We start from the raw sequence: 22,454 nt of genomic DNA, 5'->3' as shown, positions 1-22,454 counted from the left end.
ATCCAGGCGGAGTCGGTCATTAAGTTTATAAATAAAAGACATCATTCCAAAGTAAGAGGGATGATGTCTTTATTCATTTATAGGAGAATTTAGTGTTTGAGAAAAAAAGAAAAACACTAAATTTTTTAAAAAGTTCATAGGGGGAAATTGAATGAAGGGCCAAACATCCAACCAAAAAGAAAAGCTAACTGCCATGATTGTTGAGTTAGCTGAAAGAAAAAACATTGAATTAGATCAATTTATAAATAATAATGGATTGGATATTAAGTTGCTTTTGGAATCAATGGTTGCAGCTGGACAAGTATCAGAGCAATTACTCTTAGAAATTAACGCCAACATGAACTGAAACAAAAGAAAAAGAACGAGTCTTATTAGAAAAGGACTGGTTCTTTTTTTAATTATTTAAGTATCCCTGGATCAGTCGAGCAATGGTTTCGGCCTGCTCCTCAGTAATATCCTTATTTCCCCACTTTAATGATTTATTTGCTAAAAGTTCATCAAGTTTGTTGTCAGAAGGAGCTTCATCGTCTGTTTTTCCAGTTATGTAGTCAACAGTTGTGTCAAAAAGAGCAGCAAGCGCAACTAACTTCTCTCCATTTGGAGCTCTTCTTCCTAATTCCCATCCAGTGTAAGTTGATCTGGCGATATCTAATTTAGTTGTGATGTACTCAACAGGCATCGGTTTGCCTGATAATGTTTTCTTTTTTCTTAGGTATTTAAGTCTTTCACCTATTGTCTTTTTATAATCCTCCATGGGTAGTACACTCCTTCAATCGTCCTAGTCTTATTATCTTTAAATTCAATACGTTATGCAAGTAAAGAATGTTTCGTAGCGCAACAATTTTTTAGCCATTATTGTAAAATATATGTTGAAATGTACGCGAAATGACAGTAAAATGAAAATATAGGAAATGTTTCATTAAGCAACAAGGAGGAAAATCATGAGCTCCTCGAAAAAAAGAACCTTTTTAGTAGAGAAAAGAAAAAAGAGGAGGTTGTCACAAGGATCCATTGCAAGCTATTTAGGAATTAGTCGTACTTACTACACGAATATTGAAAATGGTGATCGTAACCCAAGCCTGGAAGTTGCATTAAAGATTGCAGATTTTTTCGGGATAGATGTAAAGCAGCTAAGGGGTTAGTTTATTTTTTTATCCAAAATGTACGCGTAACGCGTACGAAAAGGGAGGGAGATTCATGTTAGGAATTAACCTGTCGCTCAGTCAAGAGGATTTCAAGTTAATTAATGGATCCATCGAGGATTATATGAACAGCTTGTCTCCAGGTAAGAAAATGATTTTCGACTTAGTGAAGAAACGGCTAAAACAAGAAAACCCAATTTTTGATGGGATGTACATGAGGTGCATGGAGGAAGCATTAACTCACAAAATGAGCCAGGGCGAATCAAATGGAATTAGCCGACTGGTTCAATTTATACAGAGGAAACGCCTTGAGTTTCAATATTCTAATGTCCCGTCATTAAGCAGAGAGGAGTGAATAGCGTGGATCTGGATTATTACCGAGCTAAGATATCTCAGGCAGAGGAAGAGGAAAGAGCAAAATTCGCTGACGAGTTCAAAGGCATTAGGTTAGCTAATAACCTCTCGGTTGAAGAGGCAGCTGCAAGAATGGGTGTCAGCGTGGACCTCATCGAAAGAATAGAAGCTGGGTGTGTTTCACCGAATATCGGCACCATGAGTAAAAGAATGGGCTGGCTATCAGCTAGGAAAATGAGGATTGGCTAATGAGTTCAGAAAAGGCCTGGCCTAAATGGCTGAAGATTGCTTATTACAAGCTAGGTTCTGAATCCATCCAGTCATACCTCGGATCAGTTACAGACGCCCGTATGCTTTATGAAGTATTTAACCGATTGGAACTGAAAATGGAACAAATCATTGCTTTAGAAGTGAATGAAACGATACAAAGTGATACCAACATCCAGCAAATGTTCCAGTGGATAGATAAATACAAAAAGGAGATGGAAGAGCGTGAAAAGCGGCAAACGTCCAACTAAAAATCAAAAACTCCTCATGAAACAGGCAAACTTGGATCCAGACAGCTGGTTGGTTGTCAAAAACCTTCTAAATCAATTGCACATAGTGAACCGTACAACCGGAAAGATTGAAATTCTCACTTATTGAATGAGAGGAAGCAACAATGATTGATTTTAAAAAGGCAACTTTAAACCAGTTAATGCAAATACTGCGCTTTGAACAATGCGAACTTTCTTATAAATGTTTCGCAGAATCGGAGATTGAAAGGAGAGCAAAAGAGAGTGAAACCCCAATTAACTATCATGTTTGAACACCAAAAAGCATTAGACGATCGCATTATTAAAAAACATCAACTAGAGGGCAGGGACCTCATCGAAAATAAATTGGTCGCTTTGCTTGTAGAGATTGGCGAGCTTGCCAATACAACCAGATGCTTTAAACACTGGAGCCTTAAGCCTGCAGCTCCTAAAGAAGAAATCCTTGAAGAATTCGTGGATGGGATTCATTTCTTTATAAGCCTAGCAATTGACTTCGGAATTACTCCAGGACACTTTGTTGTTCAAGAAGAGTATATCGAATCTGATTTAACAGCATCGTTCTATAAGCTTTATGAATACATCACCAATATTGGATTAATCGATTTGGAATCTGAACTGATCGCTGCCTTTTCACTCTTCATTGGAATAGGAGAAAAACACCTGGGCTTCACTTGGGAAGAGATTGTAAAAGCTTATTTCGAAAAGAATGAAGTAAACCATCATAGACAAGACAATGGTTATTAAATCTAAGGGGTGTAATGATGGTTGCGACAAGAATGAGTTCTTATAAGACCGGTACTCCCAGATTCGGCAGGAAAAGTTATGCTCCTCATGATTATTCCTGTAAAACTAGCAAACTCAGTGATGAGGAATTGGCCAAATACAGGAATGGAGAGCATGGAGGGAAAAAGATGGATGATGTTTTGACAAAAGAACGATACATCCAGTTAAAGCATGACGGAAAGACAGATGATGAAGTTAGGGAATTGTACAAGTTAAAACAAACTGCATTGGCAGCCTTCAAAAGAAATAATGACTTAGTTGGAAAGTTCAACACTCATTCAATAAGAACAGAATCTAAAGAGAAAACCACAACCCAAAAAGTTGAGGAAGAAACACCAAACATCCGCCAAGAACAGGTATTGGAGCAGTCAACGGACGCAACAAAAACCGAGCAACAAGAAACAAGGACAGAGCCTACGGACGAAATGAAGGCACTGCAAAAAGAAATCGAAAATCTAAAAAGAGAATTGCTGGAAGTATACAAGATGCAATTTGATACAGAAGATGAAATGCAAATGGATCTGCTAGTTTTAAGAGCCACGCATAAAGAAGAACTTGAGAAATGCAAAGCGCAGCAAAGGGCTTTTGAAGAGGCCAGCGTGAAGGAATTCAAGGAGCACACTAAATATTTTAGGCGTTTCATGCTTTTCTCCAAGCTTTTAAAACATGAATTGAACAAACAAAAATTCAACGGGCAAGAACTGGATCCTTACCAGGAAGTATTACTAGAGATATTGCCTCATTAGAATCAGGAGTTGGAAAAATGGGTGAAGCAAAGCAAGTAAACATTAGCTTGGATGAAAACAAGATTTACATAGTCAAAGATAACAAGCTAGTAATTATAAACCCACCTGGTTCAGGTTACGGGAAATTCACAGCTGATTGGGTAAACGGCAAAGTTGAGATGTACGAGGAATCGTGCAAACGGAAAATGTAGATGGTCGATTATGGAATTAGAAACCGAAAAACTAGTGGATCACTTAAAGTCATCCATTGCGTTTGATGAAAAGAAAGAAAAGTGGGTGTGGATGAAACTGGTTCATCCACATGAATTGAAAGAATTACTTGATGAAGTGGATCGCCTTAAAGTTGTCGAAGAAGCTTACGGAGCCTATTTAAAAGCTAAGTAAAGGGTGATTGGAATGGGTGCATTACTAAACTCATATAAAGCTGCTAAAACACTACCTGAATTAAAAAGGCAGAATTTGATTGAGAAGCTTGAGGAAAGAGGAATTCGCGCTTCCAAGGAAGGTAAGGACATCCACGAAATGACAGACAAAGAACTGGCCTTTGAATTGGTTATCTCCAACTTCAAGGAAAGGGATATAGATCATTCAGAGAACGCTATGTTTTAAAACAAAATAAAGGAGCAAGTTGATATGGCTAAAATTATCGATTTAAACTCATTTGCTGATGGTGCTCTATCTGAGCGCCTTAATCAGGAAGTGCAAAAGGTACTTGAGAACATCGCTGATCCAAACACTGATCCTAGCAAAACCAGAAAGCTTACACTAACAGTCACGTTCAAAGCTGATGAAAAACGTGATGTTATTATGACCAACGCTCTTGCAAAATTAACCCTGGCACCAGCAAAGCCGATTGAATCTAAGTTGATGATGGACCTCGATAATAGAGGGAAAGTCACTGGAGCAGAGTTAAAGTCAGGAATAAAGGGACAAACCTTCATTGATCCAGAAGGTGAGATTGCTGACGACAAAGGCAATAAGATCATCAGCTTCAAAAACTAAGTTATAACACTATTAAACTATTCGGAGGTAATAGAAATGATTAAAGAAGCGTTTCAGTACATTGTTAACCTTGGAACTCCTGATATTCATGAAGTAAATGGGCAACAATATGCGACTCAACCAATGCACTTACTAAAAGAGGCAACTCCTTCTCCAATTCAACTAAGAAGCCTTTCTGGATTGATCGAATACTTAAAGTCTGATTTTGATAAAGATTTATTCCCGCAAAGAATGATTCATGTAGTAAGCCCTACAGAGGTAGTAGCATTCAGCAGTTTCAACAATGACTACAAACGAAATGAATATATCGAAGTGAACGCCATGATACCAGCATTCCAATTTGATCGTTGGTATGATGCTGAGGATTTCAACATTAAGCTGCAGTCTACATTTGTAAAGAATGATGACCGAGATATTATGCTAAAAGTGGTTGGAAACATCAAAGAAGAAAATGTAAAAACGGTAGGAGATGACGGTGTTTCGCAAGCAGTATCAGCAAAAGTGGGAGTGGCCACAGTAGCGACTGTCCAAGTACCAAATCCGGTTTTATTGAAACCTTATCGCACCTTCGTTGAAGTGGATCAGCCAGAAAGTGATTTCATTTTTAGGATGCAAAATGGTCCTCGATGCGCCTTGTTTGAAGCAGATGGAGGAGCATGGAAATTGCAGGCTATGCAAAATGTGAAGAAGCACCTTGAAACTGCCCTTCAAACGGAAATTGAATCAGGCCAAGTATTTGTAATTGCATAAAGAAGATAAAAGAGAGGTTGAGACCTCTCTTTCTTTTTAAGGGAGGACGCTATGAAACAACTTGATTTATTTAGAGAAATCATTGTCGATAACTTCGCTGGTGGAGGAGGAGCTTCTACTGGAATTGAAATGGCTACAGGTATTTCGGTAGACATTGCAATTAATCATGATCCTGCAGCAATAGCTATGCATAAGGCAAATCATCCAGATACCGAACACTATTGTGAGTCCGTCTGGGAAGTAGATCCGAGGGAAGCAGTAAAAGGAAGACCGGTTGGATTAGCCTGGTTTTCTCCAGACTGTAAACACTTCAGTAAAGCTAAAGGTGGGAAGCCCGTAAACAAAGAAATTAGAGGTCTTGCCTGGGTGGCTGTCAAGTGGGCAGCTACAGTTAAACCAAGAGTGATTATGCTGGAGAACGTGGAAGAATTTAAGACTTGGGGACCTATCGGTAAGGATGGCCAGCCATTGAAAGAGAAACAAGGTCTTACCTTTAACAGCTTTGTAAATGCTTTGAAAAAGCTTGGTTACGAAGTTGATTTTCGCGAATTGAGAGCTTGTGATTACGGAGCTCCTACCATAAGAAAACGGTTTTTCATGATTGCCAGAAGAGATGGGAGACCAATTGTTTGGCCAGAACCTACGCATGGTGATCCACAAAGTTTAGCAGTTAAAGTTGGCAAGTTGAAGCCTTGGAGAACAGCTTCGGAAATTATCGATTGGAACATTGAAGCACCTTCTATTTTTCAAAGAAAGAAGCCATTAGCAGCAAATACAATGAGAAGGATCACGTTAGGAATCCGAAAATTTGTTTTAAACGAACAAAATCCTTTTAAAACGCCAGATGGCTCCTTATCATTCCTGACCCAATACTACACTGAAACAAATCCAGGAGAAGTCAGAGGCCAAACATTAAGAGAACCTATTTACACTATACCAACTGCAAACCGGTTTGGATTAGTGAAAGCTTTCCTAGTCGCTTATTATGGCGCCAGTGTCGGCCAAGATCTATCTGAACCATTACACACTATCACAACCAGGGACAGATTCGGACTGGTGACGGTGAATGGCCAAGATTACAAGATAGCAGATATCGGAATGAGAATGCTGCAACCTCATGAGTTATATGCAGGTCAGGGATTTCCTGATAATTACATCATTGATCGAGACCATACTGGAAAGCCATACCCGAAAACTGAACAGGTGGCCAGGTGTGGAAATGCTGTTCCTCCTCCTTTTGCAGATGCGCTAGTTAGAGCAAATCTTCCAGAGTTCTGCGTAACGGCAAATCGTTATAAACGTATGGCTAATTAGACTCAACGATTTAATATTTTCAAAATTAGATAGTTAGTAAGTGTGGTGAACACCTTGATTGATAGAAAACAGATAAAGAAGTGGCTTTGTGAGGATTGCACATTTGTATTCCAGACCTTCGGAAAGAAAGAAAAAGGCAGGCCGAAAAGTTATTACTGTCCAAACTGCGGGGACAATGTTGCTGTTTCTGAGTATACCGCTGATCGAGTTAATAAAAAGTGAGTTTATCAATTATGGACTGATGAAGAAATGAAGATAATTGAACAGGTCATGAACGGTGAGCTTCTTAAATACCAGGCAGCCATTAAGTTAGGACGGTCGATAAAATCGGTGCGCAGGAAAATTGAAAGGTTGAATGAGGAAAGAGGGCTGAATTAATGAGAGATTATCTTAATTCAAATGAAAAAAATCAATTCATGGTACTTCAATCGATTGTGCAGATGATGGATGGCTTGAGAAACAGTGGAGTTGATGGTCCTAAGATTAGCAGCATGTTGGAGGACTGGACAAAAAGAGACAACATGACTAAAACTGAACACAAAAATTTGAAGACATCAGAAACATATTTAAGGAAGTTCTTAGCCTCGGTTTATGAACGCTTAAATCCAAAAGAGCAGGAAGCAATAAAGAAAAAGCTTATGAAATTCGATTTCAAGTTGATCGATGATTATACACTGAAGCAAATTAACCGGGATATTGCTGACAAAATCAACAATGCTGTTGTGCCCAGGCAGCAATTCTATGACTGGTCATCGGAGATCATGGAAGTGAAGTGTAAAGGGTGTAAGAAGGATTGGCAAACATGCCAGCTGCATCAAGTGTTTGATAATAACCTGGTTCCGGAAAGTGGGTTTGACTGCAAGAACTGTAAGTATGCTTATGAGTGATCATTTGACACATACTGCGACACAAAAGAAAAGGAGGAATAAACTTGGCCAAGGTTTTAGATGCTTGCTGCGGAAGCAGAATGTTCTGGTTCGATAAGCAACATGAAGATGCTATTTACATGGATAACAGAGAGTTAAGTGATACTTTATGTGACGGTAGAAAGTTAGAGGTCAGGCCGGACTTAATTGCAGACTTTAGGAACATGCCTTTTGAGGATGAATCGTTTTATCTAGTAGTGTTTGATCCTCCGCATTTACTAAAAGCAGGTGATGAGTCTTGGCTGTCCAAGAAATACGGAAAACTTGGTCAAGATTGGCAAGAGGATATTTCAAAGGGTTTCAATGAGTGTATGAGGGTTTTAAAACCGAACGGCACACTTATTTTTAAGTGGAATGAGGACCAAGTAAAGCTAAAAGACGTTTTGAAATGTTTTGACCAAAAACCATTGTTCGGTAATAAGCGAAGCAAAACGCATTGGCTTGTATTCATGAAAGACTGATGAACAGTTCGAGAATTTAGAGAAGGAGTGAAATAGGTGGATATTACAGTTAATGAACAGGCACAGCAATTTTATTTAGCACTTGAAAAATGGGCTCCTGTAGTCGGACATGAAATAAAAGTTGGCGAATATCGGTTTTGTGCTATTCCAATAGCAAATCGAATAAACATTTCGGAAGTAACTACAGGTGCAAGATTATTCAATGTCCCGGTGGATTTAACAATACATCTGATTACAGAAACGAAAGAGGATACAATCAAGTTTTTATATGCAGTTGGTGAATCAATTAAACGGGTTATTGATAAGCAAGTAAATTTTGACGAAATGCTTTCGAAAATGAAAAAAACATCAATTGCTCGATTAGGAGATATGCCACCTATCGAAGATGTTGATATCGAATCGATTTTCGAAAAACAGAAAGAAAAAGAATTGAAAGATGTCCACGTGTTCCAACTTTGTGAATGCGACGCTGTAGCAGCGTATACCCAAGAAGAGGCACGATCCTGGTATAAGGAATTAACAGGATTATCAGATGAAGATTTATATAAATACGAAGATGTGGAGATTGTTTCTCCTGATTACAAAGTCCGAAAGGGAGAAGAAGAATCAGAGTTAATTACTGTTGGAGAAATAGTCAGAACTTATTGGGAAGGGAAGCCGTTCATTGCAATTAGCACTGGGGGCTATTGATCATTGTGAAAGGAGTGAAACGCAATGACTAATCTTGAAAAAATGAATGAACTGGTAGGCAGTGAAGCTAACAAAGAACAAATAATTAAGTGGGCTTATATGAACAGGATTTTATTCGATTGCGTACATCTTGAAACAGAATTCGAGGAAATGGAAAAGTCGGTAAAGGTTTTTATGGACACAAACTCGTACTCAGAAAGCGATACTGAGTTTGATTTATGGGATAAATTTTTGGATGCGGAGTTTGCTAGATAGTTCGCAGTTCGACTAATGCAGATTAATAAATTTAAAGTCTAACCAGAAAACTGGAGGACTCAATCATCGGGTGAATTATTCACCTGGAAGATTGGGGCCTTTTTATTTTTTGTGAATTCGGAAGGTGAAGCGAATGGATACACAACAGGATGCAGCTGAACAGAAAATCGTTACTCAAGAAAGAAAAATGAGATATGTCATTAAATGGGTTGTAAGTCCACATCGGAAAGATAAAAGAACGGGAGCATTAGATCCTGCTCCAATAGATGCTTACACCAGGTATGCATTTGATGAAGTGAAGAGAATGTTTAAACAAGAATGAATATCGATGTATAAAATATACGGAAAAACAGGAACTTCCGATAGGTGGGATTATGTAAACTTGATACATAAATGCTGATATATCAAGGTTAAATAAACCTAGAATCATATATTTATATACAACTTTTTATACATTGTTGATTTCATAAGGTTTTCACAATTGGAAGGACAAATTATTTCCCGGATTCTATGTATAAAATTTCTCGGTAATTTCTTTGCAAATGAATAAAAACAGACAGAAAAGAAAGGGGGCTGGCAGGTTGTGTATGATCTTATAGGTGAATATGAACAATCATTGAGCAATACCCTAGAAATGAAAAAAAGAGTGGAAGAAAAGATATTCGAATTAAAGAGCATCGTTGCCAATGAATCTATTCCTTTTGAGGAAAGAGCAGCTGCCAGTGATCAGCTTCTTCTTGAAGAGCAAGATAAGTCAATAATTTCAGGAATGGAGAGTGATTTGGTTTTTGCGATAAATTGGATGCTCACTTCTAGAAGACCAGGGAGTGTCAGAGGAATTGATCGTAGAGCAGCATATGAAAGAGAAAAATCATTTGATCCTAAATTAATCGAGAATCTTTTTGGAGCAAGTGAGGAATCTTGTTGGCTGGAAACGGAAGATGTTAGTAACAACGAGGAAAAAGCCAAAGTGCTTGAAAAAGCCTTATTAGTACTTACTGAACGCGAAAAGGAAATTTACTACCTCGCTAAAGGTTATTTATTAACTCACAGAAGCATTGCGATAAAACTTAATTTAACACGGCCGACTGTAACACAAACTATTAAGAGAGCAGAGAGAAAGATTAAAAAGTATATTGCTAAGTTAGAAGGAGCGGAATGAAATGAATACCGTTCAACCTATAAGAGATATGGAAAAACTGGAACGTATAATCGAGTTTTTTAAAAAGCAAAGCGAGAGAAATTACGTCATGTTTATGATAGGCATTTATACAGGATTGAGGATATCAGATATCTTGGATTTAAGAGTCAAAGATGTTAAAGGACATCATATAAGCATTAGAGAAATAAAGACCGGCAAAGAAAAAAGGTTTATTATTATCCCTCCCTTACGACGAATTTTGAATGGGTATATTTCAGGAAGAGAAGATAATGAGTATTTAATAAAAAGCAGGAATGGAGAGAATAAACCAATCCATCGTAGCACTGCATATCGGATCCTTAACGAAGCAGCAAGACAAGTGAATTTAAAAGAAATTGGTACCCATACGTTGAGAAAGACGTTTGGGTACCATTTTTATCAATCAACAAAGGACGTAGCGTTACTGCAAAGCTTATTTAACCACGATAGTCCCAAGGTGACTCTTCGATATATCGGGGTAAACCAGGATACCTTGGACAAGGCCATGATGAGATTTAGATATAACTTTAAAAATTAATTAAATCACCCCCAACGAAACATAATTAAACGTATGTTTCGTTATTTTTTTATAGTGGCTAAAACCCTTGTTGTATAAGGGATTAAGGAAAATACTAGAGGAGACAAAATAATAGATAAGTTTCATTCAAAGAGGAAGATACTACCTTTTGCCCCCTATTAGTGAGAGTGTACGCAAAACGCGTACTTATCTCGGCATAGGATCCCCCCTCCTGATCCTTTTGATTGCGGGTTCCGGTTAATTCGGAACCCCAATTTTTTTAAATCCTTTCATTGTAAACAGAGTGCAAGTAAGCCCTTATGTGGTCAGGGACGCTTGATATATAAGGCTTTGCTCTTTGTTTAGAGTGAACGGCAGTAGAAAGAGGAGGATAGATGAATGTTAAGAGTCATTGTATTAGGACTGTGCCTTTGTTTGGGTTCAGCAAGCTCGCAAGCAATATTAGAACCCCCTTTAAGGACTAAAGACTGGCGTTTTATTGCGTAAAATATTAGGCCAAAAAGAAATGGGTCCCTCTGGAGTTTTAAAAATGGTGCGGGTGCGTTCGAGCCCAGAAACTGTCCAGTTACAAATTGAAAAAGGTCATTTCCGTTTCGGCCTTTTAGGTTGTTCAATATAAAGAACGAGGGGTGGTGGAATCCTTGTCAGAACTGAATTATGAAGGAAACATAATCATCGTTTCGACTAAGCAACTTTCGGAAATCATGGGTGTGTCCACAAGACGAATTAATCAACTGGAAGCGGAAGGAGCATTTCTTAAAGTAGCCAGAGGAAAGTTCGATTTGGCAGCATCTTTTAGAAGGTATATCGAGTATCTAACTGAAGAAAAGAAAGATGACGAATTAAATAAAACGGTTGAGGAAGCTTTATGGACCAGGGCAAGACGACAGAAAGCAGAAATAGAACTTCAGATAATGAAAGGGGAGCTCCACCGTTCGGAAGATGTTCGTAGGGTTATGAATAACGTCTTGGGTTCATTTCGAACAAGGATATTAGCCATTCCTTCTAAGTTAGCTTCTCGACTGCAGGCACAAACCGACTTGGCCATAATAAAAGAAATCTTAAAAGATGCAATGCATGAAGCCCTAACGGAACTGTCAGATTATGATCCTCATGTTTTTTATGCAGAAAGTAAAGATAAACTTTCTTTGCAGGAAGGCGAGGATGGCGACTTAGAATCAGAGTTAGCGGAGAAGGAGCCGCCAGCAAATGGTCGCAAGAAAACCAAAAAATGATACTGAGAGTCTCTTTAAAGAGATTATTAAGGAGATTGTTGCCCCTCCACCTGATTTGACAGTATCAGAATGGGCTGATTTATATAGAAAACTATCAAGTGAATCTTCTGCTGAACCAGGGCAATGGAGTACCGACCGCGCTCCATACCAAAGAGAAATACTGGATTCCATTACAGATCCTGAGACAGAAAAGATAGTCATAATGGCAAGTGCTCAGGTTGGTAAGACGGAAATACTGCTAAATGGAATTGGTTATCACATTGATTATGATCCAGCACCAATGTTGTTGATGCAACCAACCGAGCAGCTGGCTAAAAACTTCTCCAAAGAACGACTTGGTCCGATGATTAGAGATTCATCTGTTCTTCGAGGGAAGGTAGCAGACGTTAAAACCCGGGATAGCGGGAACACAGTACTTCAAAAATCATTTACTGGTGGATATATTGCCTTAGTCGGTGCCAATGCGCCGTCCGGTCTAGCATCAAGACCTATACGAATATTGTTAGCGGATGAGGTTGATCGTTTCCCTGCCAGTGCCGGTACGGAAGGAGACCCCTTATCCCTTGCTGAAAAACGAACAACAACCTTCTGGAATAGAAAAAAGATTTTCGTTTCCACTCCTACCATAAAGGGAGCAAGTCGAATAGAGACTGAGTTTGAATTAAGTACCCAGGAACATTGGCATCTGCCTTGTCCGTCATGTAACACGCTACAGCCACTTAGATGGGGGCAAATATCGTTTGAAAGTATCGCGATGGCTTGCAAAAGTTGCGGATCTCTCCATAGCGAATTCGAATGGAAGGCACAAAAAGGAAAGTGGATTGCTGAGAATCCGGAAGCTGAAGCTCGTGGATTTCATTTGAATGAACTTTTAAGCCCTTGGAAACGTTGGGGTGAAATCATAAGGGAGTTCAAGGAAGCTAAGAAAAAAGGAAACGAAGCCTTAAAAGTATGGGTTAATACTTCACTAGGTGAAACATGGCAGGAAAAAGGCGATGGATTGAAAAAAGATGAACTCTCAAGGAGAAGGGAAACTTACAACACTGAAGTACCATCCGATGTAGTCGTTCTTACAGCTGGAGTAGATGTCCAAGACAATCGTTTAGAATATGAGATTGTTGGATGGGGTGTTGGAAAGGAATCCTGGGGAATTCAATATGGTGTCATTATGGGTGATCCAGGACAAGATTTTGTATGGAATGAGCTCGATAACGTACTTTTTAAGACCTTTCAACGAGAAGATGGCCAAGAATTAGAAATCATGACAACATGCATCGATTCAGGCGGGCATCATACTAAGAAAGTGTATGAATACTGTAAAAATCGTGAAATCAATCGCGTCTGGGCTATTAAAGGTAAAGGCGGAAGCGGCATTCCTTACATCGTTCGGCCGAAAAATAGGAATGAATCCGGAACCTACCTTTTTACTATTGGCGTTGATGTTGGTAAGGATATGATAGTTTCACGATTAAAGTCTTCGCAAGAGCAAGATGGATATTGCCATTTTCCTATGGAAAGAGAAAAAGGATATGATGATCAATACTTCAAAGGACTCACTGCTGAACATCGTGTGATGGAAAAGAAAAATGGCCAAAACGTCATCCGGTGGAAGCTAAAAGCATCAGGAGCTCGAAATGAACCATTCGATTTAAGGAATTATGCATCAGCTGCGTTAGAAATATACAATCCAAATCTGGATATGTTGAAGACAACCTTATCTCAAGTGAACCCAAAAAGCCATCCTGCTGTAAAAAAGGCTGTAAAAAAGAGAAGAAAAATTATATCCAAAGGAATTAGATAAGACCAAAATAGGTCTTTTTTTATTAAATGAGGTGAAGTTCTTAATGAGTACACGAATTGAACGTCTGAAAGAGAGATTAGAACTTTATTACGAAGCGGAAATGGCCATTTTAACTAGCCAGGAATATAGCATGAATGGAAGAACGTTAAAAAGAGCCGATCTTGGCGAGGTACGCAAAGCTATCAGTGAGTTGGAAAGACAAATAAAGGCTCAAGGTGGCAGGCGGAATGTATTCAGAGCAATTCCTATAGATTAGGGCAGGTGACGTTCAGTATGAACACAATGGATAGATTAATAGGTTATTTTAATCCAAATGCAGCTTTGAAGCGCTCCATTGCCAGGACTAAAATAGATATTTTGAATTCTGGATATGGAAATCATGGTGCAAGCACCAGTAAGAAAAGCTTAAAGGGTTGGAGAAGCAAGGGTGGTTCCGTAAAAGAGGACATTGAAGACAATGTTCCGTTGCTTAGGGAACGGTCAAGGGACTTATATGCCGGAACACCATTAGCAACAGGTGCAATAAAGACCTTGAGAACCAACGTAGTCGGTAGTGGATTAAAATTGAATGCTCAAATCGATTATGAACTCTTAGGTATGACAGAGGAAGAAGCTGACGCATGGGAGACAAAAGCCGAGAGAGAATTCTCTCTTTGGGCTGATTCGATACATTGTGATGCTCAAAGAATGAATAATTTCTATGAACTTCAACAATTGGTATTTATATCGCAACTGATGAGCGGTGACGTATTCGCGCTTTTACCTTATATACCTAGAGTGAACATGCCTTATGACATCAGAGTCCAACTGATCGAGGCTGATCGTGTTTGTAATCCTGGGAAGGTATATCAGGAAAAAGACAAGATAGTCAATGGTGTTGAGATTAACCAGTCAGGAGAAGTTGTTGCGTACCACATAGCCAACATTCATCCATTGGCCAATAATTATTTCGATAAGAAAAAATGGGTCAGAGTCCAAAAATTCGGACCGAAAACAGGGAGACCCAACATACTACACCTAATGGAGATGGAAAGACCTGAACAACGAAGAGGAGTTCCAATTCTCGCTCCAGTTATTGAGTCATTAAAGCAGCTGGGAAGATACACAGAAGCTGAGTTAATGGCTGCTGTTGTGTCCGGAATGTTTACGGTATTTATTAAATCTAACGTTTCAGATGAAGGTAACCCTCTTGGTTCAGCTTCAGAGGATGTTGAAGTGGTAGATGATGGAGGAGAGCAATCTTATGAACTGGGAAACGGTGCGATTGTAGGTTTAGGTCCTGACGAATCAATTGAGACAGCAAATCCCGGAAGACCCAATACTGCATTTGATGGATTTGTCACTTCAATTTGCAGACAGATAGGGTCTGCGTTAGAAATACCATATGAATTACTGCTCAAGCACTTTACAGCATCCTATTCTGCAAGTCGTGCTGCCTTACTGGAAGCATGGAAAATGTTCAAAATGCGTCGAGTATGGTTAGCTAATGATTTTTGTCAACCAATTTATGAGGAATGGTTGGCAGAAGCTGTTGCCAAAGGAAGAATAAAAGCTCCGGGTTTTTTTCATGATCCTCTTGTAAGAAAAGCTTATTCTGGTGCTGAATGGATTGGTCCTTCTCAAGGGCAGATTGATCCCCTTAAGGAGGTGAATGCAGCTGCAAAGCGAGTTGCTGAAGGGTTTAGTACTCGTACCAGGGAAACGGTTGAGCTTGGCAACGGAGATTTCTTCCGAAATAATCGACTTCGAATTATAGAAGAAAGATTAAGAAGAGAAGGAGGACTAACCTCAGTTGCACAAGGGAGCACAGTAGAAGAAAAAGAAGAGAGAGAGGAGGAATAAAGTTGAAGATAAACATAAAAGGTCCAATCATATCAAATAACGATCAGTGGATTTACGATTGGTTTGGCATCGAGGCGGTAAGTCCAAAAAAAATTACAGATCAAATTGAAAAAGCAAACCGTGAAGACCTAGAAGTTGAAATAAATAGCGGTGGTGGATCAGTATTTGACGCCTCTGAAATTTATGCTGCACTAAAAGATTATCCTGGTAAGGTTACTGGAAAAATCGTTGGGATCGCGGCAAGTGCTGCTTCAGTAATCGCAATGGCTGCAGATAAATTATTGATGGCTCCTACCGGACAAATAATGATTCACAATGCTTCTGTCAGAACCCAAGGAGATCACAGGGTTATGGATCACACTGCGGATTTTCTCAGGAATACTAATCAGACTATCGCTAATGCTTATAGACTGAAGAGCGGAAAAGAATATGATGAATTATTAGCTATGATGGATAAGGAAACCTGGTTAACTCCACAACAGGCCCTCGATCATAAGTTGATTGATGAAATTATGTTTGAAGGACAAGTTTCAGATTTCGTTGCTAGTGCAGATCCACAGACTGGAATGTTGCCGAAGGAAGTAATAGAAAAAGTTAGGAATGAAATGAAGAGTTACACATCGGCAACTAATCAAGTTTCAAATCCTATAGTGACACCAAAAGATGAGGAGGAAAAAGAAATTATGAATCTCGAACAACTACAAAATGATCATCCAGATCTGTACAAACAGATTCTGAACAATGGTATTGACCAGGGCGTAACTTCAGAAAGAAATCGTATGAAAGCTATTGATGATTTATCTCTACCAGGTTATGAGGAAATTATCAATGCAGCCAAATACGACTCTGGCATCTCAGCTGAAGCGGTTGCCGTTGAAATCGTCAAAGCCAATAAGCAACAAGGACTAAATTACTTAAGTGGTGCCAAAGATGATGCTCAGACACTTGCGGCTATTGAAGGAACCTCAAATCAAAACCTAGAAACCGAAGAAGAAAAGGCTAAAAGAGAAGCAGAAGAAATTGCTAATTCTATCAATAAAAGAAGGGGGCAAGCACGATAATGGAAAATCAATATAAAATTCTTGGTGAATTTACGCCCGATAATTTAATCGCTGGTCAGGAAGTACCTGTTTTAGTGAATGGAGTGACCCTTGCAAGTGGACAAGGAGTAGTCAAGAGAGGAGCGGTAGTCGGTATCGTAACAGCCTCTGGTTTAGCCCAACTTGTCGATAAAACAAAAGCTGATGGTACCCAGAATCCTTTTGGTATTCTGACTGATGATGTAGATACAGAAAATGGGACAGTCACTACAACAGCATATGTTTCAGGTCTATTTAATCCACTGGCTTTGACTTTTGGCGGAACCGATTCTGTTTCCGATCACAAAGCCAAGCTTCGAGAGCTGGGCATTTATCTTAAAGAAAATAAAAAATATTAATCTCTGAGGAGGAAATAGAATGACAAATCTAAATATCTATTCAACAAGAACTATGTTAGCAGCAGTTTCACTAATGATGCCGGTACACTCCTTTTTCAAGGATACTTTCTTCCCTGTAACAGATACAGTTGTAACAGAGTCCATTGATGTGGATTTCAAAAAGGGGAAAAGGAAAATGGCCCCATTCGTTGCACCACGTGTTGGGGGCGTTGTGATGGACCGACAAGGATTTGTTACAAAGACACTAAAACCAGGGAAAATTGCTCCTGAGAGAGTCATTACTGTCGATGATATCACGACACGTAGTCTAGGAGAGTCATTATACAGCAACAGAACACCTGAACAAAGGGCAAAAGAAATGCTTGCTACAGATTTAAGTGAATTGGATGAATACATCGCCCGCCGTGAGGAATGGATGTGTCGTGAAGTCTTAATTAACGGTAAGGTCGTAATGAAGGGCGAAGGGTATGAAAGTGTGTTAGATTATCAGTTTACTAATAAAGAGGTCTTAGCTGGTACTGCTAAATGGTCTGATCCTGCCTCTGACCCACTTGCGGATCTTAAACGTTGGAGACTAAGCATTGTTCAAAAAACTGGCATGACACCTGATATTTTGGTTTTTGCGTCAGATGTGGTGGAAACGTTCACTCAACATCCAAAAGTGAAGGAAGCCCTCGATGTGTTGAGAGTAAACCTTGGCGTGATTGAACCTTCAGTAAAATCTCCAGCAGTAACATTTGTCGGGAAACTGCCAGCGCTTGGAGTGGAAATTTATAGCTATGATGAATGGTTTTTAGATGACGAAGACCAAGAGCAAGCCATGATTCCAGAGGGTCACTTGGTTTTGGGCGTTAGTGGAAAAAACAAACGTTTATACGCTGCAGTTACACAAACTGAAAAAGGTCAGTTCGTCACGATTGAAGGGGAAAGGGTACCAAAGTTTTGGGTGGATGAGCAAAACGAGGTGCAAAAACTTCGTCTTGCTTCACGTCCTGTGCCTGTACCAGAAGATGTAGATAGTTGGTTTGTCGGAGTAGTTAAATAGGGAGGGTAAAGAAGAAATATGGCTATTGAAATTAATGTGCGTGTTACTCATCGTTCGCATTCAGGTGAACTTACTCAATATAACCCTGGAGATATCATCAACATAGATCCAGTGGATGAAAAAAGATTGGTTAGCCTTAGTTTGGCAAAAAACACCGTAGTCGTTTCTAACTCCATACAGGGTGAAAATGATCTCTCGGAAGAAGAATATCAATTGTTGTATAACAAGCTTGATAAAGCAGCAAAGAAAGAAGTATTGATTAAGGCAGCCCTAAACGTTGGCGTGGAGCTTTCTGAAGAGGCTCAACAATACAAAAAATCGGTAATCGATGAAATCATCGAGCAATTTATGGATGAAGCGGTTATAGCTGAATTAGAAAAAGGTGAGTAATCATGGCGAAATTGCGTGATTATTTTTTTTCGGATTTAGATAATGTTTTTTTCAATGCCGGCGAATTTGCAACTGAGGCAAAGATTGATGGACAAACTGTATCTATCATCCAAGATGATGAATTGTTAAAAAGGTACAACCTCAAAAATCAAGGTGAGGGGCTTGCTGAAGGCGAGCTCCTTTTTTACGTTAAAAAGGCGGATTTAACTAAAGAGCCATTTATCGAACAAAAAATGAACTTTAATGGCTCTTTATATAGAATTAGTGACCTTCAAGAAAATGAAGGAATGTTTACGATCACACTTGTAGGTTACAGATCATGAAAATAACCGTTGATGTAAACGAAAGATTAATACAGGATGTACAGCAAAAATTAGGGAGCTTCCAAAAAAAGGCTCCCAATGCTATTGCTAATGCATTGAACCGGGCTGCCTCTACAGTGAATACAAACATCGGCAAGGAAGTGCGGAAACAGTACGTCATTAAAGCTGGTGATGTAAAAGCTACGATCGTTAAGACCAGGGCAACCAGAGCTCTTTTGGGTGCAACTGTACGATCCACAGGGCAACTAATCCCTTTAGACCGTTTCAAAGTATCACCAAAAACAGTTCAGCCAAAACGAAAGAAACCTATAAAAGTATCGGTCAAAAAAGGAAGCTTAAAAGAAGTGATGGGCGCCTTTGTTGCTGATATTAGCGGAACAAAAATTTTTAAGCGGTCCGGGGAAAATCGGCTACCAATTAGGCGTTTATTTGGTCCTTCTGTACCCCAAATGCTTTCGAACGAAGAAATACGAATGACAATAGACAAGGAAGGGTCTCAAACATTTTATAAACGGTTAGATCATGAAATCAATCGGATCCTTGAGAAGGGAGGAGTGAGTAATTCATGATTCCGGTAGAATTACAACGCCTTCTTCATGAGAGGGTTAAAAATCTATTTTCTGATCACTTGTTTAAAAACAGCAAAAACGAGGATGTCCATATAAATATATTCAAGCAACACTTGCCTCCTAAGAAAACAAAGGATGATGAGCCATATCCCTATATCATTATCAAGCTTATAGAAGGCGAGCAACTTGAAGAAGAAAATCCATTTCAATCTCAGATCATGTTTGTAATTGGTTTGTATGCCGAGGAGGATCCTTATCAAGGATATCTGGATGTCACGATGATTATCCAAAAAATCTTTAATGATTTAAAGACAAATCCGGTAGTGGGCAGCAACTTTGAACTTCAATATCCTGTGAAGTGGGCTTTGCACGACGAGGACGTATATCCTTATTACTTTGGAGGGATTGAGACTACTTGGTCCACTCCATCTATTATCCGTAGAGATGTGGAGGCGATGATATGAGCGGAAAAAAACAGCAGAAAACAGGACAGCCACAAACTCTTGTGTATGTAGGTCCGACCATAAAAAATGGTTTGCTGCAACAAAACAGTGTGTACCGGGGAACTCTGCCTGAACACATTAAAAAATTAGTAAAAGAAGAAGGCAGCTTAGCTGAACTTTTCATAGATGTAAAGGAGCTAGGTGAATTTAATAGGAAAGTTAATAACCAAGGATCCCGAGAAAATCAGCTTTTTAAAAAAGCATTAGGAAAGGGAGGTAACAATTAGTGGAAAATTATATGCATGGAATTTCCCTTAAGGAAAATCCGACATCCGTACCTCAACCAACTGAATCATTATCATCTGTAACAGTGGTCATCGGAACTGCACCGATTAATTTAGCCGAAAATATTGAGGAAGCTATAAACAATCCTATCCTGGTTCGTTCTTTTGATGAGGCAAGAAGAAAATTAGGCTATTCAGATGATTGGGAGAAATATACTCTTTGTGAGGCTATGGACGCTTACTTCAGGAAATTCAAGGTGGGACCTCTCGTTTTTATTAATGTTCTAGGCCTTGATCATAAAGAAAGTGGGCTTAGTCACACGGTTGGCATCGTAAACAGACAGGCGAAAATCGATGAGGAAGGAATTATTCTTGATTCATTGCAGGTTAAGAGCGTCGATGGAGTGTCCACATATGTGGAAGGAATCGATTACGTGGTTGATTTTGACTTGGACGGAAAGCCAATTGTCACTGTTCTAAGTGCAGGAAATATAAAGGATGCAGAAGTTCTAGTCGAATACGAAAAACTTAATCCAGGATCTGTATCTACCTTAGATATAATTGGTGGGTATAACTCCGTTACCAATAGGTTTGAAGGTGCTGAGTTGGTCAGAATTGTTTATCAAAAATTAGGCTTAGTTCCAAGTATTATACTAGCACCTAAGTTTTCTAGGAGCTCAGAGGTTGGTTCTGTATTAGTTGCAAAATCAACTAAGATAAACGGAAGTTTTAATGCCACAAACCTTCTTGATGTTGCAGGTAATACGAAAGAAGAGGCTATTGAAAACAAGGGTTTAAATAATTACGACGACAAAAGTTCGATTGTTTGTTGGCCAAAAACACAGATTTTGGATAAGACTTATCACTATAGCACTATCCTAGCAGCTGCAATGGTCAAACGCGATACTGAAAACGATGATGTGCCATACAAATCCCCTTCCAACCAAAGAATCTCCATTAACGCCATGATAAACGATGACGGACAGGAAGTGTTCCTTGATCAATTAGAAGGAAATGTCCTTAATAGCAAGGGAATCGTCACAGCAATTAATATGAATGGATGGAGAACTTGGGGAAATAACACGGCTGCCTACAGATCCGATGTTCCAGGAGTAATGGATCCGAAAGAAAGATTTATCGCGGTCCGGAGAATGTTCGATTGGTGGGGTAACTCATTTATCGTTAACTATTTTGATAAAGTGGATGAGCCTGGGAACTACAGATTAATTGAAAGTTTGGTAGATGGAGAAAACATTCGAGCTAACGGACTTCAAGCAAGGAATCAGATTGCTGGAGCAACTATCGAGTTCCGTCAAGAGGATAATCCAGTGGAACAAATTCTAAATGGAAAGATTCAGTTCATCCAAAAAATTGGATTCTTCACACCAGCAGAGCATATTGAAAATATCCTAGAATTTGATCCGACGATCTTAACGAGTTCTCTCTTTGGAGGTGAAGAATAATGAACCCGATTCCTGAAAAAGTTGTTAATTATAATGTTTACGACGATACAGAAAAGCTGGTAGGAATCGCTTCAGAGGTTACACTACCTTCACTCGAAAATTTGTCTGAAACAGTATCAGGTGCCGGAATCTTAGGTGAATATGAGAGCCCTACACCAGGACACTTCGGTAGTATGACAATCGAAATTCCATTCAGAACTATACTGGATAAGTCGTTCCAATTGATGAAAAATCGAGGGCGGTCCATTGTATTGAGGGCAGCGCAACAAAGCTATGATGTATCTAGTGGACAGGCATCCACAAGACCATTGAAAATCACTGTAAGAGGTATTCCTAAAGGCCTGGAGCTCGGAAAACTAGCTGTTGGTGGGATGACGGAATCGAAAAATACAATGGAAGTTTTGTACTTGAAGGTAGAGGAAAACGGGAAAGTGCTGTTAGAGCTGGACAAGCTGAATTTTATTTTCAAGGTTCAAGGAGAAGATCTCTTGGCCGATATTAGGAGACAAATTTAGAGGGGGACAAACGAGATGCCAGAATCTACTAATCAATATCTAGTGACGTTCAATAAACCATATCAATTCGAAGGAAAAGAATATACCGAGATTGATCTTACGGGGATTGATAACCTGACTACTGAAGATTTAACACAAGCCGATAAGGTATTTATCTCTTCAGGCAACATCGCTACGACTAACGAGCTTTCAGTAGGTTACGCATGCATTATCGCAAGCAAGGTCAGCCAAAAGCCGATAGAGTTTTTCAGTAAAATGCCAGCCAAGGAAGGTATTAAGATTAAGAATTTAGTAGCGGGTTTTTTCTACGAAGTGGGCTAAAACCAGGGGACGGACGCGAGTTTTTCAAACATTGCGTCCGTCTTTCTGTAAATACCCACACAAGCGTAGAATTCTACACAAATCGAGGCATATTTGAACTTTGTGATA

General features: G+C 39.2%; 38 protein-coding genes. 37 read left to right on the top strand and 1 reads right to left on the bottom strand.

Annotated elements, in window-relative coordinates; translation table 11 throughout:
- Window positions 1-151 precede the first annotated feature (151 nt).
- Window positions 152-346 carry a hypothetical protein gene (locus ACNAZ4_RS23100; RefSeq protein WP_415818527.1) on the top strand — a complete coding sequence of 65 codons (195 nt, stop codon included), beginning with the start codon at window positions 152-154 and terminating at the stop codon, window positions 344-346.
- A 48-nt stretch (window positions 347-394) separates the two neighbouring features.
- Here the strand turns inward: ACNAZ4_RS23100 and ACNAZ4_RS23095 are convergent, their stop codons facing one another.
- The gene (locus ACNAZ4_RS23095) at window positions 395-754 is read right to left on the bottom strand and encodes a helix-turn-helix domain-containing protein (protein WP_415818525.1); all 360 of its coding nucleotides are present in this window, start codon (window positions 752-754) and stop codon (window positions 395-397) included.
- 187 nt (window positions 755-941) lie between these two features.
- Here ACNAZ4_RS23095 and ACNAZ4_RS23090 point away from each other — a divergent pair, with 187 nt between their 5' ends.
- The 36 genes from ACNAZ4_RS23090 to ACNAZ4_RS22915 all read left to right on the top strand — a co-directional run bounded on the left by ACNAZ4_RS23090 (window position 942) and on the right by ACNAZ4_RS22915 (window position 22,346).
- Window positions 942-1,142: a helix-turn-helix transcriptional regulator gene (locus ACNAZ4_RS23090; RefSeq protein ID WP_415818523.1), complete on the top strand. Its 201-nt coding sequence runs from the start codon at window positions 942-944 to the stop codon at window positions 1,140-1,142.
- Window positions 1,143-1,197: 55 nt separating this feature from the next.
- A complete protein-coding gene (locus ACNAZ4_RS23085; protein ID WP_415818521.1) occupies window positions 1,198-1,497 on the top strand; it encodes a hypothetical protein in 300 nt (99 codons plus the stop codon).
- 5 nt (window positions 1,498-1,502) lie between these two features.
- Window positions 1,503-1,745 carry a helix-turn-helix domain-containing protein gene (locus tag ACNAZ4_RS23080; protein ID WP_415818519.1) on the top strand — a complete coding sequence of 81 codons (243 nt, stop codon included), beginning with the start codon at window positions 1,503-1,505 and terminating at the stop codon, window positions 1,743-1,745.
- Complete coding sequence (locus ACNAZ4_RS23075; RefSeq protein WP_415818516.1) at window positions 1,745-2,014, top strand: hypothetical protein; 270 nt, start codon at window positions 1,745-1,747, stop codon at window positions 2,012-2,014. Before ACNAZ4_RS23080 ends, ACNAZ4_RS23075 begins: the two co-directional genes overlap by 1 nt.
- Window positions 2,015-2,030: 16 nt before the next feature.
- A complete protein-coding gene (locus ACNAZ4_RS23070; protein ID WP_415818531.1) occupies window positions 2,031-2,141 on the top strand; it encodes a DUF6906 family protein in 111 nt (36 codons plus the stop codon).
- 113 nt (window positions 2,142-2,254) lie between these two features.
- Entirely contained in the window at window positions 2,255-2,776 is a 522-nt protein-coding gene (locus tag ACNAZ4_RS23065) for a dUTP diphosphatase (RefSeq protein WP_415818514.1), read from the top strand.
- A 167-nt stretch (window positions 2,777-2,943) separates the two neighbouring features.
- Complete coding sequence (locus ACNAZ4_RS23060; RefSeq protein WP_415818512.1) at window positions 2,944-3,561, top strand: hypothetical protein; 618 nt, start codon at window positions 2,944-2,946, stop codon at window positions 3,559-3,561.
- A gap of 17 nt (window positions 3,562-3,578) precedes the next feature.
- A complete protein-coding gene (locus ACNAZ4_RS23055; RefSeq protein WP_415818510.1) occupies window positions 3,579-3,752 on the top strand; it encodes a DUF3954 domain-containing protein in 174 nt (57 codons plus the stop codon).
- A 10-nt stretch (window positions 3,753-3,762) separates the two neighbouring features.
- Window positions 3,763-3,945: a hypothetical protein gene (locus tag ACNAZ4_RS23050; RefSeq protein ID WP_415818508.1), complete on the top strand. Its 183-nt coding sequence runs from the start codon at window positions 3,763-3,765 to the stop codon at window positions 3,943-3,945.
- Between the two features lie 12 nt (window positions 3,946-3,957).
- Window positions 3,958-4,170 carry a hypothetical protein gene (locus ACNAZ4_RS23045; protein ID WP_415818506.1) on the top strand — a complete coding sequence of 71 codons (213 nt, stop codon included), beginning with the start codon at window positions 3,958-3,960 and terminating at the stop codon, window positions 4,168-4,170.
- A 24-nt stretch (window positions 4,171-4,194) separates the two neighbouring features.
- Window positions 4,195-4,563, top strand: a complete 369-nt coding sequence (locus ACNAZ4_RS23040) for a replication terminator protein (RefSeq protein WP_415818504.1) — start codon at window positions 4,195-4,197, stop codon at window positions 4,561-4,563.
- A gap of 36 nt (window positions 4,564-4,599) precedes the next feature.
- On the top strand, window positions 4,600-5,313 hold the full coding sequence (locus ACNAZ4_RS23035) for a hypothetical protein (protein ID WP_415818502.1): 714 nt from the start codon (window positions 4,600-4,602) through the stop codon (window positions 5,311-5,313).
- Window positions 5,314-5,364: 51 nt separating this feature from the next.
- Window positions 5,365-6,627, top strand: coding sequence for a DNA cytosine methyltransferase (locus ACNAZ4_RS23030; RefSeq protein ID WP_415818500.1), 1,263 nt, complete (start codon window positions 5,365-5,367; stop codon window positions 6,625-6,627).
- Window positions 6,628-6,876: 249 nt separating this feature from the next.
- Window positions 6,877-7,005, top strand: a complete 129-nt coding sequence (locus tag ACNAZ4_RS23025; RefSeq protein ID WP_415818498.1) for a hypothetical protein — start codon at window positions 6,877-6,879, stop codon at window positions 7,003-7,005.
- Complete coding sequence (locus tag ACNAZ4_RS23020) at window positions 7,005-7,514, top strand: DUF5651 domain-containing protein (protein ID WP_415818496.1); 510 nt, start codon at window positions 7,005-7,007, stop codon at window positions 7,512-7,514. Before ACNAZ4_RS23025 ends, ACNAZ4_RS23020 begins: the two co-directional genes overlap by 1 nt.
- A gap of 44 nt (window positions 7,515-7,558) precedes the next feature.
- Window positions 7,559-8,014: an SAM-dependent methyltransferase gene (locus ACNAZ4_RS23015; RefSeq protein WP_415818494.1), complete on the top strand. Its 456-nt coding sequence runs from the start codon at window positions 7,559-7,561 to the stop codon at window positions 8,012-8,014.
- 36 nt (window positions 8,015-8,050) lie between these two features.
- On the top strand, window positions 8,051-8,704 hold the full coding sequence (locus ACNAZ4_RS23010; protein WP_415818492.1) for a hypothetical protein: 654 nt from the start codon (window positions 8,051-8,053) through the stop codon (window positions 8,702-8,704).
- A gap of 24 nt (window positions 8,705-8,728) precedes the next feature.
- Window positions 8,729-8,959: a hypothetical protein gene (locus ACNAZ4_RS23005; protein ID WP_415818490.1), complete on the top strand. Its 231-nt coding sequence runs from the start codon at window positions 8,729-8,731 to the stop codon at window positions 8,957-8,959.
- A 133-nt stretch (window positions 8,960-9,092) separates the two neighbouring features.
- Window positions 9,093-9,281, top strand: a complete 189-nt coding sequence (locus ACNAZ4_RS23000) for a hypothetical protein (protein ID WP_415818488.1) — start codon at window positions 9,093-9,095, stop codon at window positions 9,279-9,281.
- Between the two features lie 261 nt (window positions 9,282-9,542).
- Window positions 9,543-10,121, top strand: coding sequence for a sigma factor-like helix-turn-helix DNA-binding protein (locus ACNAZ4_RS22995; protein ID WP_415818487.1), 579 nt, complete (start codon window positions 9,543-9,545; stop codon window positions 10,119-10,121).
- A 1-nt stretch (window position 10,122) separates the two neighbouring features.
- Window positions 10,123-10,677, top strand: a complete 555-nt coding sequence (locus ACNAZ4_RS22990; RefSeq protein WP_415818485.1) for a site-specific integrase — start codon at window positions 10,123-10,125, stop codon at window positions 10,675-10,677.
- Window positions 10,678-11,318: 641 nt separating this feature from the next.
- Window positions 11,319-11,912 (top strand): hypothetical protein, encoded by a 594-nt coding sequence (locus tag ACNAZ4_RS22985; protein WP_415818484.1) that lies wholly within the window; start codon window positions 11,319-11,321, stop codon window positions 11,910-11,912.
- Window positions 11,887-13,713 carry a phage terminase large subunit family protein gene (locus ACNAZ4_RS22980; RefSeq protein ID WP_415818483.1) on the top strand — a complete coding sequence of 609 codons (1,827 nt, stop codon included), beginning with the start codon at window positions 11,887-11,889 and terminating at the stop codon, window positions 13,711-13,713. The genes ACNAZ4_RS22985 and ACNAZ4_RS22980 overlap by 26 nt, the downstream gene beginning before the upstream one ends.
- Before the next feature lie 43 nt (window positions 13,714-13,756).
- On the top strand, window positions 13,757-13,969 hold the full coding sequence (locus ACNAZ4_RS22975; RefSeq protein ID WP_415818482.1) for a DUF6148 family protein: 213 nt from the start codon (window positions 13,757-13,759) through the stop codon (window positions 13,967-13,969).
- 17 nt (window positions 13,970-13,986) lie between these two features.
- On the top strand, window positions 13,987-15,555 hold the full coding sequence (locus ACNAZ4_RS22970; protein WP_415818480.1) for a phage portal protein: 1,569 nt from the start codon (window positions 13,987-13,989) through the stop codon (window positions 15,553-15,555).
- A gap of 2 nt (window positions 15,556-15,557) precedes the next feature.
- Window positions 15,558-16,616: a head maturation protease, ClpP-related gene (locus ACNAZ4_RS22965; protein WP_415818478.1), complete on the top strand. Its 1,059-nt coding sequence runs from the start codon at window positions 15,558-15,560 to the stop codon at window positions 16,614-16,616.
- Complete coding sequence (locus ACNAZ4_RS22960; RefSeq protein ID WP_415818476.1) at window positions 16,616-16,993, top strand: head decoration protein; 378 nt, start codon at window positions 16,616-16,618, stop codon at window positions 16,991-16,993. The genes ACNAZ4_RS22965 and ACNAZ4_RS22960 overlap by 1 nt, the downstream gene beginning before the upstream one ends.
- A gap of 19 nt (window positions 16,994-17,012) precedes the next feature.
- On the top strand, window positions 17,013-18,038 hold the full coding sequence (locus tag ACNAZ4_RS22955; RefSeq protein WP_415818474.1) for a major capsid protein: 1,026 nt from the start codon (window positions 17,013-17,015) through the stop codon (window positions 18,036-18,038).
- Window positions 18,039-18,056: 18 nt separating this feature from the next.
- On the top strand, window positions 18,057-18,428 hold the full coding sequence (locus ACNAZ4_RS22950) for a hypothetical protein (RefSeq protein WP_415818472.1): 372 nt from the start codon (window positions 18,057-18,059) through the stop codon (window positions 18,426-18,428).
- A 2-nt stretch (window positions 18,429-18,430) separates the two neighbouring features.
- Window positions 18,431-18,751: a hypothetical protein gene (locus tag ACNAZ4_RS22945; RefSeq protein WP_415818470.1), complete on the top strand. Its 321-nt coding sequence runs from the start codon at window positions 18,431-18,433 to the stop codon at window positions 18,749-18,751.
- Window positions 18,748-19,320: a phage tail protein gene (locus tag ACNAZ4_RS22940; RefSeq protein WP_415818468.1), complete on the top strand. Its 573-nt coding sequence runs from the start codon at window positions 18,748-18,750 to the stop codon at window positions 19,318-19,320. The genes ACNAZ4_RS22945 and ACNAZ4_RS22940 overlap by 4 nt, the downstream gene beginning before the upstream one ends.
- Window positions 19,317-19,784, top strand: a complete 468-nt coding sequence (locus ACNAZ4_RS22935) for a hypothetical protein (RefSeq protein ID WP_415818466.1) — start codon at window positions 19,317-19,319, stop codon at window positions 19,782-19,784. Before ACNAZ4_RS22940 ends, ACNAZ4_RS22935 begins: the two co-directional genes overlap by 4 nt.
- Window positions 19,781-20,050, top strand: a complete 270-nt coding sequence (locus tag ACNAZ4_RS22930) for a hypothetical protein (protein ID WP_415818464.1) — start codon at window positions 19,781-19,783, stop codon at window positions 20,048-20,050. The genes ACNAZ4_RS22935 and ACNAZ4_RS22930 overlap by 4 nt, the downstream gene beginning before the upstream one ends.
- Window positions 20,050-21,510, top strand: a complete 1,461-nt coding sequence (locus tag ACNAZ4_RS22925) for a phage tail sheath family protein (RefSeq protein WP_415818462.1) — start codon at window positions 20,050-20,052, stop codon at window positions 21,508-21,510. Before ACNAZ4_RS22930 ends, ACNAZ4_RS22925 begins: the two co-directional genes overlap by 1 nt.
- Complete coding sequence (locus ACNAZ4_RS22920; protein WP_415818460.1) at window positions 21,510-22,025, top strand: phage major tail tube protein; 516 nt, start codon at window positions 21,510-21,512, stop codon at window positions 22,023-22,025. The genes ACNAZ4_RS22925 and ACNAZ4_RS22920 overlap by 1 nt, the downstream gene beginning before the upstream one ends.
- Window positions 22,026-22,040: 15 nt before the next feature.
- A complete protein-coding gene (locus tag ACNAZ4_RS22915) occupies window positions 22,041-22,346 on the top strand; it encodes a phage tail assembly protein (RefSeq protein ID WP_415818458.1) in 306 nt (101 codons plus the stop codon).
- Window positions 22,347-22,454: the final 108 nt, after the last annotated feature.

It is taken from the genome of Mesobacillus thioparans (genome assembly GCF_965138835.1).
Taxonomy (GTDB): domain Bacteria; phylum Bacillota; class Bacilli; order Bacillales; family Cytobacillaceae; genus Mesobacillus; species Mesobacillus thioparans.
This window is presented reverse-complemented; position numbering and strand designations above follow the sequence as displayed.